9 protein-coding genes are annotated in these 12,617 nt (G+C 52.9%); 7 read left to right on the top strand and 2 right to left on the bottom strand.

Annotated features, from left to right (window positions below; all coding sequences use genetic code 11):
* The first annotated feature begins 194 nt into the window (after positions 1 to 194).
* Positions 195 to 1,547: an acyltransferase gene (locus tag VFU50_06970; GenBank protein HEU5232585.1), complete on the top strand. Its 1,353-nt coding sequence runs from the start codon at positions 195 to 197 to the stop codon at positions 1,545 to 1,547.
* On the opposite strand, the gene VFU50_06965 is transcribed toward VFU50_06970, so the two are convergent.
* Entirely contained in the window at positions 1,534 to 2,979 is a 1,446-nt protein-coding gene (locus VFU50_06965) for a hypothetical protein (protein HEU5232584.1), read from the bottom strand. The two genes, VFU50_06970 and VFU50_06965, sit on opposite strands and share 14 nt — an antisense overlap.
* Positions 2,980 to 3,053: 74 nt before the next feature.
* On the opposite strand from VFU50_06965, the gene VFU50_06960 reads away from it, so the two are divergent.
* From VFU50_06960 to VFU50_06935, 6 genes are all read left to right on the top strand, one after another.
* Positions 3,054 to 4,247, top strand: a complete 1,194-nt coding sequence (locus VFU50_06960; GenBank protein ID HEU5232583.1) for a glycosyltransferase — start codon at positions 3,054 to 3,056, stop codon at positions 4,245 to 4,247.
* A gap of 45 nt (positions 4,248 to 4,292) precedes the next feature.
* Positions 4,293 to 5,303 (top strand): glycosyltransferase, encoded by a 1,011-nt coding sequence (locus VFU50_06955; protein HEU5232582.1) that lies wholly within the window; start codon positions 4,293 to 4,295, stop codon positions 5,301 to 5,303.
* A 162-nt stretch (positions 5,304 to 5,465) separates the two neighbouring features.
* The gene (locus VFU50_06950) at positions 5,466 to 6,830 is read left to right on the top strand and encodes a sialidase family protein (protein ID HEU5232581.1); all 1,365 of its coding nucleotides are present in this window, start codon (positions 5,466 to 5,468) and stop codon (positions 6,828 to 6,830) included.
* A gap of 84 nt (positions 6,831 to 6,914) precedes the next feature.
* Entirely contained in the window at positions 6,915 to 9,155 is a 2,241-nt protein-coding gene (locus tag VFU50_06945) for a hypothetical protein (protein HEU5232580.1), read from the top strand.
* A 45-nt stretch (positions 9,156 to 9,200) separates the two neighbouring features.
* Entirely contained in the window at positions 9,201 to 10,415 is a 1,215-nt protein-coding gene (locus VFU50_06940) for a glycosyltransferase family 4 protein (GenBank protein ID HEU5232579.1), read from the top strand.
* 8 nt (positions 10,416 to 10,423) lie between these two features.
* The gene (locus VFU50_06935; protein HEU5232578.1) at positions 10,424 to 11,155 is read left to right on the top strand and encodes an FkbM family methyltransferase; all 732 of its coding nucleotides are present in this window, start codon (positions 10,424 to 10,426) and stop codon (positions 11,153 to 11,155) included.
* A gap of 24 nt (positions 11,156 to 11,179) precedes the next feature.
* Here the strand turns inward: VFU50_06935 and VFU50_06930 are convergent.
* Positions 11,180 to 12,617, bottom strand: a 1,438-nt coding sequence (locus VFU50_06930) for a hypothetical protein (GenBank protein ID HEU5232577.1), incomplete at its 5' end; no start/stop codon positions are given.

The raw sequence follows: 12,617 nt of genomic DNA, 5'->3' as shown, positions 1-12,617 counted from the left end.
CGAACCACAAGGGCTGATGGACGGGCCTGAACGGTGATGTGAAAACCGCCGGGCCCGTCCGTCATTTTAGAAGCACAGAGGCTTCGTACGTTTCGCGCTCAGACCATGGATAGCAATGCTGGACCTCTGACGAGCGAAACCTCTACGTGTGCCTTCTTGACTCTTTCATCAGCAATGATGATTCCGAAGCGATCATGGGCTCAGGCCAGTATCTTCAAGGTCCTGCAATCCAATCTGCGCAAGGCGTGAATCGCGCACCGTCTGCGCTCGACAAGTCTCAGACAAGGCAGCGTTTTTATCACCCAGAGCTGGATGCAATCAGGATATTTCTGTTCGTTGGCGTCTGGAGTTACCACGCGCTACCGCGCGAGGAGAGCTACTACATTGCGCGCCATGTGCCGGTGGCACTCGCGTCTCTCATCAGCGGCGTCATCCGCGCCGGCATGTGCAGCCTCGACGTATTTTTCATCCTCAGCGCCTTTCTGATTACAGAGCTGTTGTTACGTGAAAAGGAGTTGCGCGGACAAGCTGACTTAAAGAGGTTTTACATCCGGCGGCTTTTGCGGATCTGGCCGCTTTACTTTTTTGTGATCGGCCTTGCCGGCCTGATTTCTATTTTTGATCGAAGTCAGCCGCTGAGTTCGCTCTACGCAATCGCATTTTTCTTTTTTGCGGGAAACTGGATCGTCGTCCTCAATGGCTATCCCGCAGCCAGCATGATCGGACCTCTTTGGAGCGTTTCGTTCGAAGAGCAATTCTATCTATTGTGGCCGTTGGTGCTGTGCAAGGCGCGAAAAGCAGTTGTTTACGCAATTGTCGGCGCGCTGCTCGCGACGGGAACTTTTGTCCGACTCACGCTGTTGCTCAGGCACGTACCGTTCGGCAGTCTTTGGTACAACACGTTTGTCCGGCTGGATTCGATCGCCTGCGGAATCGTTCTGGCATTTGCCTTACACCGACAGCCTCTGCCGCGAATTGGACGTCTTGGCCGAATTGCGCTGCTTGCCTTCGCTCTATTCATATGGTTCGTCGTCGGCCGATACTGCGGTTTGCATGACCAGGTGCCGCCAGTAACTGGAGGCTTAATTGGCTTTCCGCTCATGTCGCTGAGCGGAGTATTGATTTTTATCGCAATCCTCGGAGGCGGACAGGATGGCCTTTCGTTTTTCACGCGCCCAACGCTGGTGTATCTGGGAAAGATCTCCTACGGACTCTATGCGTTCCACATCCTGGCTCTTCGGTGTGCCTATTATCTTTTTACACATTATCGTGGTCCCTTTCACATGACTTTATCCTCGGCAGCGGCGCTGTCGCTAACGTTGGCGATGGCTGCGGCCTCGTTCCGTTGGCTGGAGAGTCCATTCCTGCGTTTGAAGCAACGGAAGTTTACGTACGTTCCTTCGGGACCTGTGATTGACGAGAACGTGGAAGAACCCCGCCACACCGAAGTGCCCGTTCTAGGCAAAGCCGATACAAACGAAGCATCGCCCGAGATCTGCCCTGCTCCTATTTCGGGAAGTCTCGAATCCGCTCCTATCGAACCTTGAGTAAGTAGACGTCGGAGCACTCGCCGGGAACGTGCATGTCGGCTGGGCAACCGGCATGGAAGGCCATGTTGCTGGTGAAAACGAGATACTTGCCATCGCGACTGATGGCTGCATGAGGTTGTCCCCAATAGTTCTCGCTACTGCGCGAGCGCGCATGAGCCAAACGATAGACGGCGCTTCCATCGACTTTCGCCAGCATGATTTCATCTTCGTAGAGCTTCCAATTTTCGGCGTCTGGCTTCTCGTACTTGGAATTGTTGGAAAGCAGCTCCGGTCCTGACTTGCGATCGTCAAAGAACGACAGCGCAATCCACGGTTGTGAAGAATCGCCACGATAGCTCACGTGCCAGTAAGGCTGATGATCGAGCAGGCAGGTCGCGGAGCGCAGATCGCTGAGTTGCCTCACGTCGATGCCCGCTCCGCTTGCGCACGGATTGCTCAGACCCGGCAGAGTGTAGGAGCTGTTGGAAGCGATGAAAACGGATTTCCCGTTTAGATCGTAGCCGGTGTCGTAGTGGTCGGTTTTATCCTGCAGGTGGACCAAGGTGCTGCCATTCCAAAGCCGCACACCTTGCTCGGCGCCGCTGCCATCGCCAAGAAACTGGATGGTAAGCAGGTTATCAGCAGTGAGCTGCAATTTATGAATGCACCCGGGCTGCGCGGCTCCGTTGATGTCGCCATTGATCGTGCAAGTAGTGGTATAAGCAGTGCTCTTGGTTTGGTTCCGAAGCGACCATACGAAGGCATCCATCGTGTTGTTCGCGTTCTGGCCAACGAGAGCAATATGATCGCCGTCCTGCGATAAGTCTGCCGCGTCCGGTGAGACGATATTTTTGTACTCCTTAAATATATGCAGAGCGCTCGGCTTTACTGTATTGCCGGAGATAACGCCCTTATACAGAGCGTTCTTTGCCGCGTAGTAGAAGACGTTGCCATCAGACGCGTCCCACACAGGATGGCCGCTGAAGCCTGGCATCTTTGCGACAGGAACTACCACGCCTCCATTCACATCTCGCAGGCGCCAGTTCCCGTCGTCCGAGACAACAAAGAGCATCGAGTCGCCGGCATTTATGGATGTCAGCGTCGAGTAGTAGTTCATGAACGCCACATGCTTGCCGTCCCATGCGGTCTCGTCGCGGCTGCTGTCGGTGAGCCTCTTCACCGAGCAGCCAAATGCAGGATCGATATAGCTTTTGGCCAATGATGGCGGTGTAAACGTGTCCCAGGCCGGTGGAATGTGGACCTGCTTGTCGTCTGGCTTACCGCAAGTCGGATTCTGTGCCGATGCGCTCTTGCTTTGAGCTTCGCTCCCGACGACTACTGAGGAATCTACAGGTACTCGGTTTGAAGTCTGGCTTTGGATCGTCCGAAACTCAAACGTCACAAACAGGAGCGCGACCAGAAATAGCAGGGTAGTTCGAAGCAATTTCATCTCTTCACTCTCATCGAGGATCGCGGCGAAATGTATTCAATCTTGAACCTCAGATGCAGCTTTGAAAAGCGGCGGTGTTTGTGAGAACCGAAAACCGAACAATTCGGATTCTTCATTTGCGCGCCAGCCAATTTCATGGTGGGCCGGAAAAGCAGATTCTGCATCACGCGATCCTGGCCTCATCGCCCGAGCAGGAAATTTGGCTAAGCTCATTTCGCGATGGTCCTCGCCGTCCGGAGTTCCTTGAACGAGCCGAGAGAGTGGGACTGCCAACACTTGAGTTCAGCTCGGGTCGATTTAACTCGCGCACAGCGATGGAGCTAGGTCGCTCTTTAAAGGAGAACAACATTTCCCTGCTCTGCACTCACGGTTATAAAGCCGATCTCTTGGGGTGGGCGGCTAGCCGTCTAGCAAGTTGTCCTCAGATCGCGTTCGCGCGTGGCTGGACTGGAGAAAATTGGCGCATCAGGCTCTACGAGCGAATCGATCGTATGATTCTGCGCTGGGTTGACTGGGTAGTATGCGTTTCGCGCCCTTTGGCCGATGAAATAGGAAGAAAACGGATGGGCCGAACGCCTCCTCGAGTTATTCCCAATTGTGCACTCCTTCGTTTTCAGAATCGCGTGTTACCCGTGGACCGCTCGCCCTCGAAACACGCACTCGGCCTCCCATCCGATAGCTTTTGCGTGTGCGCTGCAGGCAGGTTGAGTCCTGAAAAGGGACACCGATATCTTCTCCAAGCGGTGCCGAATCTGATTGGCCGAATTCCTAACTTGTTGATTGTGCTTCTTGGTGAGGGACGCGGACGCGCCGAACTGGAGAGACAAGCAATAGAACTGGGTATTACAAAACACGTGCTTTTCGCCGGATTCAAGAAGGACATTCAACCGTGGATTCAAGCTTCCGACCTGCTGGTGAATCCTTCCCTGACCGAAGGCACTCCTAATGTTGTGTTGGAGGCTATGGCGCTTGGCACTCCTGTAGTTGCCACTGCGGTGGGCGGAGTGCCGGATCTGATTGAGCATCTGGAGTCGGGAGTTCTGGTCGCAGCGGGTGACTCCCATTCGTTAGCTGCCGCAATCCACGCCAGCTTTGCGAGCCGTGCTGAGCGAGAGCGTCTGGCACAAAACGCTAAAACACGCCTCTTCGAGTATTCACCTGAGCTGCAGACAAGACGGTTGAACGAACTGTACGCGACGGTACTCGACACTTCAGAAAAAGTTGCCGTACCCAACTCCCCTGAGCTTGCTGGTTCAAAAGTAGCTTAGGTACTCGGGTCCATTTCTCTCACGCTCAATCACTTCGAAACCGTCATGCGAATCGCAACTGATATAGATGGGCTAGAGCGCGTAGCACCTCGCGACATTTCCATCACTGCATTCCCCGCTGAGAAATTCGCTGCACGCTGGAAACGCAACCTGCATCTGCTCAAGGCTGCATTCGCAGCAGACTACCTGATCATTCACTTTTCCCTGATTGAAGTGCTGTTTTTCGCCACGCTGCTATTCATCGTTCCATTCCACCGCTGCCGGCTGGTGACACTGGACTTTTTTGTAATTGCACCGCCCGCTTGGCTGCGGCCCATTGTGCGCTGGTCCCTGTCGCGGATCGATAAGATGCTCGTCTATTTCCGCGATAGCTCGGCGTTCGAGGAGCTGTACGGGCTGCCAAAAGGCAAGTTTCACTATGTTCCGTTTAAGGTAAACAAGTTCGAAAAGGTACTAAACACGGAAGTGTTCGATGGCGAATACATCGTCGTTGCCGGTCGCTCCCGCCGAGATTTTCGGACGCTCTTCGCAGCGGTTCAAGAATTGCCGTATCCAGTGAAGGTTCTAACCGCACGCGAACAGGACATCAACCCTCATGGATCATCTCTGGCAGGAATCGCATGCCCACCGAATGTTGAAATCCTTTACAACGATAGCGACGTAGATTTCTTTTTGAAACTGATGTCAGGAGCGCGCCTGGTCGTTCTTCCTTTATTAAGGGGAGCCGGCATTCAGGCTGGAATCGCTGTCTATCTTGTGGCAATGGCGCTGCACAAGTGCGTGATTATCTCGGAAGCTCCAGGAGTGAGCGATGTACTGCTTGATGGTCAAGCACATATTGTTCCGGCTGGAGATCCACCGGCACTCAGAGATGCAATCCAACAACTCTGGCAGGATGTCCGGTTGCGTCAGCAATATGCGCATGCTGGATACCATTACGCCATCGCACTCGGAGGAGACGACGAGCTTCGGCGCTCGATATTGCACTCAGTTGATTGCTTCACAGACATGCATGTAGAGCATCATGACTCATTAGCGAGCGCGGCCAGGAGTTGAGGGATTCTCGCAGGCCACGCCTACTTGCATCATTCTCTCTCGGACTATCCACCGATTTGGGTAAGCGCTCCTCAAAAGCTGCTGCTGCCCATTCTCGTTTGAATCCTCGCCGCTCTGCATCCCAAGCCATCACCCAAAGTTCCCTTGAGTAAAGGTCAGACCATGGTCTCCTCGCAAGTATTGGACCTATGCTTCGTTCGCTTCGCGTTGTTGGTAGCCTTCAGCCTCACAACACTGCCGTTAACGTCTACAGCGCAGATTTTACCTGGCGGCTCCGGCGGTACGATCTTCACACCGCCGCAGAATCTCTCGAACGATCCAGGCAACTCTTGGGCTCACCAGATGGTCGTCGATCACCAAGGCAATCTCGATCTAACTTGGTGGGACGACAGTCCGGGTTATGGAGCGTTCTTCTTCAAGCGGTCCATCGATGGGGGATTAACTTTTTCCAGCCCGCAAAGCCTCTCAAATGACCCGGGAGGTACAGGCCCAGCGAACATGGCGGTGGATTCTGCCGGCACTATTTATCTCGCTTGGGGAACTGGGACTGGAGCATTCTTTTCGCGCTCTTCCGATGGCAGTAACTTTTCTGCTCCAGTGCAGATTATCAACTATGCTGCGGCTCCGAGCATCGCGCTCGGCCCAAATGGGAATATCTACGTGGGTTGGGTGGATGAAACGCTATACCACAACGTGTTTTTTAGTCGGTCTGAGGATGGCGGTGGAAGCTTCTCTTCTCCAATATTACTTTCGGCAACCCTTCCCTTTGATTACCATCCGCTGATTGCGGCGGACTATTCCGGCAATATCAATGTCGTATGGCAGAGTACCCTCGGGGGCGACACTCACATCGCGTTTACGCGTTCGAGCGATGGCGGTAACAGTTTCACTGCGCCCGTTGTGCTGCTAGGCGGGGACTCGCGGTCACTCGGGATAGCTCTCGATTCCAGCGGCAACATCGATGTGGTATTCAGTACGGTGCCATTCGGAAACGTCTTCCTCGACAGGTCAACCGATGGGGGCGTTAGCTTTGCTCTCACCAACGTCTCGAACAACAACAATATTCCGCACTACATTACCCCTGGAAATGCGCGAATGGTTCTCGATTGCAACGATAATATTGATGTGGTTTGGGATGACAGCATTGGCAATATATTCTTCACCCGCTCAACTGATCAGGGCACTACCTTTACCTCTAAGGCTATCGCGAATGGCACGGTGCATAACTTTGCTCCAAGGATCGCCTTGGATTCGAGCGGCAACATAAACCTGGTCTGGATAGGTCTAACGAGCAGTTACGACATATTCTTTAGCCGTTCAACCGATAACAGCACGACGTTCTCCCCCGCCCAAAAGCTCTCCAACAACACCGGCAATTCAAGCCCAGACCCCCAGATTGTCCTCGATTCCCTGGGTAACGCGTATATTACCTGGATAGACTATTCGTCCGGGAACGCCGATGTTTTCTTTACCCGAGATCTTGTGCAGGTTCCACCGGCACTACCCAGCCTTCCTTCGCTGCCGTAATCGCGAGCTGAGCTCGAACTCCGGAGGACTACTGCTCGTCAGCAACCGTCCAGCAAATCGCCTTAATCATTCTTAGGTGTGACCATGAGGCTATTTTTCGCCCTGCTAATGATGTGCTCTTTTTGGCTTCCCGCCGCGTGCAGCATATGCGGACAAGTTAATGATGGCAATGTGCACCTTCCTCCGAATTGGGACAGCTTCACGCCACCGGCTGAGGGACAGAGCTATGTGGATCCCGCTTTTGGATGCACGGTTACTCGGCTGACTAACGCTTCAACCGATGAAACAACGTGGGACGGCAAACACTTAAGTTTCAGAAATTACTATTCCACATTCACTACCATCAACGCTACTGACACGATGGTATTCATTGCGTCTGATGATGGCAATTGGCGGATCAAGGACATGAACGGGGCAATCTTAGTTCCAGTTATCAATATGCCATCATTTAACGGTCACCCGGTCTGGGATGCTTCGAACGGTAACATATTTTATTACACTGCGGACAATACACTGTATAGCGGAACGATAGATCCAAATACAAAGTCTGTGGTAATGACGGCGTTGCATACGTTTGCGGAGTACACGCAAGGCGTTATTTCGCCAGACTCCGCAGATCTGTCGCAGGATGGCGATCACATCGCTCTGGTGGGCCAAAATCCCACGAACACGATGGACGTGTTTATGTGGTCTTTGGGCGGTCAAAGCAAAAGCTCTGTGTATACGACAACGTGCACAGTCACGGGTACGATTAGTACAGGAGCTTCAATCGGGTGCATCCATAAGCTACAACTGACTCCTGACAATCTATTAATCATCGAATTTGAAGAAGAAGGCACAGGTTCCGAGCAAGGGGCGCGCTTGTGGAGAAATAATACCCTCGTGCACTTAGAGGATGCCACCAACCATTACGATACAGGCTATGATCTTAATGGCAATCCTGTCTTTGTGGCAATGAACAGCTCCGCTACTTTGTCCGGCGTCACGAATCCTTGTCCCAGTGGGTCTGGAATCGACGAAAGACAGCTCAATAACTTTCAGTCGAGTATTTGCCTTCTTGATAACCAGCCGAGCTGGCATGTCAGTTACCGCGGTAGCGTGACCCAACCATGGATTACGCTATCTTTGTTTGACGATCGTCCTTTAGGACCAGAGTTCTTCACCAGCGACACTACTCGTTATGAGGCTCCAACATCAAGTAATTGGGGCCTTTATGAAGACGAGGTTGTGGTGGTGAAGGCCGACGCCAGCGTTGTCTATCGTTTGGCGCATGCTCGTTCCCGAAGCGAGGAGCCATACCCAGGATACTGGGCGCAACCCCATGCAGCCATCAGTCGCGATGGAAAATACATAACATTTACCAGCAACATGGCATTCGCGAACGGTTGTCCAGCAAATATGCACGTTGCAAGCGATTGCTCAGATGTATACGTAATTCGGCTTCAAACGAACTCGGGTCTCGCAATCTCACCGAGCAGCACAACGTTAAGCAGAGGGGACTCACAGACTTTTTCAGCCAGCGGCGGTACTGGCCCGTACACGTTTACCATCCTCACGAACAATTCAGGCGGGAGTATCAACAGCACAACAGGAGTTTACACGGCTGGCTGTTCGGGGGGAATGGTTGACACGGTCCGAGTTACCGATAATTTAGGTAATACGAGCGATGCGTCTATAACCGTTAATACCGCGTCGAATATCGGCTTTGTTCAAACAATTTCTCCAGGCTTTGTAACCGCATCGAGCCAGTCCGCCACAATCAATGAAACGGCAGGTGATTTGATTGTCGTCCCAGTTTATTGGAACGCGGACTCTGCGACAATCAGTGTTTCCGACACGAAAGGAAACACATATCTCAGTGTTCCTGAGCAGAACCTTCCTGGTGCAGGCTGGGGAACGCAGGTGCAAATATTCTATGCACAAAACGTTGCCGGTGGATCCAACACCGTCACGGTGACGCAATCGACAGGAGCTCACGCCGTTGGCTTTTATCTCGTCGAGTATTCAGGAATTCGGACGAGTGGCGCTCTTGACACCTCAGTTGGTCAGGTCGCTCCTTCGAACACCAGCACAATGAGCACGGGCAACATGAGCACCTCCGGGTGTCAGGATGTCGTAGTCGCCTTATTCAATGACACTTCATTTGCATCCGGACAGATCAGCGCCGGAGCCAGTTTCACCAGCCGGGGCACGGACAATGGGTTTATTTCGATGGTACAGGATAATGCCCCCGGAATCGGTCCAGGAACGATCAATCCTAATGCGACTCTGCCGTCTTCAACGCAGAGTTGGGCAGCAACGGCAGCTGCTTTCAAATCGAAATAAGAAGCGGAGCCTTTGCAGGCTTTGATTCATTCTTAGCGAACGACCATGCTTCGCGTGTTCATGATGGATCTGTTGAGCGTCGTTGCTTACTACGATGCACACCTCTGCCGTGCGCTCACATCCGAAGGCATCTCCGCCAGGCTCGGTGCGATTACGTATCACTTCGATCGCGATTGTTACAGACGACTAGGCGTTCGCAATCAGCCCGGTGCGTTCGATTTTGTGGGCAGATTCCAACTGCCTAACCTGATTCGGCGCGTGCTCAAAGTATTTGAGACCTGCCTGAATATGATCGCACTCGCCGTCAGCTTTACATGGAAACGTCCGGATGTTGTGCACGTGCAGTACCTCCCTCTTTTGGAGAGGAGAATCCCGCTGGAATTGTGGCTACTCAAATACTGTCGGCTCCTTGGCAGTTCGTTGGTTGCAACGGTGCACGACATTGCTCCACATGACGGCGGCGACATTAGCACAGCGCGGTTTGGACGGGCTTTTGAAATGATGGATGCTTTGATTTGCCATTCTGCATCCGCGCGGCAACAGGTGCTGTCGCAGTTCTCGATTGCTCCTGAGCGTGTGTGGGTGATTCCTCACGGTCCACTGTTCTTCGACTCTGAGCAAGCTCCGGGAACAGCCAACGGTGAATACCATAAACAGAACGCCGGTGAATGCATCGTTCTCTGCCAGGGTATGATTCGGCCCTACAAGGGAATAGAGTTTCTCCTTGACGCTTGGAGTGAGTTAAGACGATCAGGAACGCAAGCCAAGCTGATCATCGCTGGGAATGGGGACCAGCAGATCCTGGAAGATATCCGACGCAAGGTCCGCGTACTCGAATTAGCGGACAGCGTACAGCTCTGCTTGGAGTTCCTGCCGACTGAAGTCATGATGTCTTACTACAAGGCCGCGGACATCGTGGTCTATCCTTATAAAGCTATCACCACGAGTGGCGCACTCATGACTGGAATTGCCCAGCGTAAAGCGATCGTTGCAACGTCACTGGCTCCATTTCGGGAACTTCTTGAGCACGGCAAGAATGCTCTTCTCTGCGATTACGGAGACATACAAGGACTTGCTTCTGCGCTCCGGTGTCTCATTGAGAATCCGGAGCTCAGGCATCGATTGGCGGATGAAGCCGCTGCGCTGAGTTGCGGCGAACAAACATGGCGCGAGATTGCCGCGCGAACGAGAGACTGCTATTTGTCCGTCACTGGGCGTCTGGAGCGGTCCAAGGTGCAAACTCCTGTGGTGGCACAATGAGATTAGGGATGCTAAGAAGAGTAGCGAAACGGACTCTGCCCGAAGTCGCGCTTCTGCCGCTCAAGAAAATTCACTATGCAAGAGTGTTGAGAAGCAGCACAGGGACTGAAGAGCCGGAGCTTGCTGCACTTTCCGGGCTCATCTCGGCTGGCGACTACATCCTCGACATTGGTGCGAACTTCGGCCGCTATACATATCACTTTTCAAAGCTCGCTGGTGCAAACGGTCGAGTGATCAGCATGGAGCCCATTTCCAGCACATTCCAAATCCTGAAAGCAAATGTCTCCAAGTTTGCGCTTACAAACGTCCGCTGCATTAACCAAGCAGCATCCGATTTCACTGGTTTCGTACGTATGGATATTCCGGATTCCGGCAGCGGGAAAAACTTCTATGAGGCGCACATCGTAGCGGTTGGAACTGGAAGCATTCCAAGCATTCGGATCGACGATGTCTGCCTGCGTCTGGATCTACCACGGCTAAACTTCATCAAGTGCGATGTCGAAGGACATGAATTAAATGTGCTTACTGGAGCCGTGGCCGCAATCACCAAATTTCACCCTATTCTTTTGATCGAAATTGGCGGAGATCCGGATGATCCTGCTACAAGCGCCGGAAAAGCCTTCACGCTCCTTCAAACCCTCGGCTATCTTCCCTACCTTGCGGTGAATGGGCGACTGCTGCCGAGGGCTGAAGGCGAACGCGCTACAAATTACTTCTTCCTTCCGGAGGCATTCAGGTGATCCGCGATCGAGCTGCTTTCGGGTCTACCGAATTTTGATCATGTAAATATCCGAACAATCGTTAGCTACATGCATATTCGCAGGACACCCGTTTGGGTGAGCCATGTCGCTGCTGAAGATGATGTATTTTCCGTCTCGGCTGATGGCGGCGTGCGGCTGCGCCCAATAGCTCTCCATGCTGCGCGAGCGAGCATGAGCCAAACGATAGACGCCGGAGCCATCGACTTTCGCAGCCACGATTTCATCTTCATAGAGCTGCCAATTGCTGGTCGATATCGTTCTGTAGTTTGAATCGTTCGTGAAGAACTCCGGCCCTGGAGTGCGGGAGTCGAAGAACGAGAGCGCTATCCAGGGTTGAGAGGCGCCACCACGATAGCTGATGTGCCAATATGGGACATTGTCGAGCAGACAGACGGCAGAGCTGAGATTGGTGAGTTGCGCGACATCGAGGCCCCAACCACTCGGACAAGGATTACTGACGCCAGACAGCGTGTAAGAGTTATTGAGGGACACGAAAACGGGATTTCCGTTCAGATCGTTTCCTGTATCGTAATGACCGGTGTTGTTTTGTAAATGCACTAACGTACTGCCATTCCAAAGACGTACACCCTGTTCGTTCCCGGTGCCATCGTTGTTGAACTGAATGCTGAGTAAATTGTTTGCTGTGAGCTGCAATTTGTGTAGACAGCCTGGTTGCCCAGAGCCGGCCACACTTCCAGTGCAGACTGTTCGATAGACTGATGTTTTAGCCTTCTGGCTGATGGACCACACGAACACGTCCATGGTGCCGTTTGAATTTTGGCCTACCAATGCAATGTGATCGCCGTCTTCCGATAAGTCCGCCATGTCCATCGATGTAATAGCGCTGTACTCGCTGAAGGTATGCTGCACAGATCCACCTACAGAACTGCCGTTGATCGTTCCGCTGAAGAGATTGTTGTTGACGGCGTAATAGAAAACATTCCCATTTGAGGCATCCCAGACGGGGTGGCCGCTAAAGTTGGGCATATTGCTGTTGGGAACAACGACACTTCCGTTCGTGCCTCTAACGCTCCAGGTACCATCACTCGCGAGCACAAAGAGCAACGTGTCGCTTGCGTTCAGCGGTGAAACTGTCGAATAGCTGTTCATCAAACCGGGATGAGAACCATCGGACAACTGTTCGCGACTGCCATCCGTGACTCTTACTACCGTGCAACCAAAAACAGGATCAACATAGGATTGTCCGGCAGGCGGTGGGGTAAACGTGTCGTAGTTCGGTGGAAGGTGAACTGCTTTGTCGTTGCTTTGTCCGCATAGGAGAGCTGATCCAGAGGTGGCTGTCGCTCCTGTGCCGGAGAGCGCGATGGTGGTTGGAGAATTGACTGCGCTGCTGACAATCGAAGCTGTTCCGCTATAGCTTCCTGCGGAAGTGGGCGAGAAGCTCACCTTTAATGATGTCGTACCGCCCGCGGCTAATGTA

Source organism: Terriglobales bacterium (assembly GCA_035764005.1).
GTDB lineage: Bacteria > Acidobacteriota > Terriglobia > Terriglobales > Acidobacteriaceae > Gp1-AA112.
Note: the sequence above shows the minus strand (reverse complement) of the source record. Positions and strands in the feature narration are given on the sequence as shown.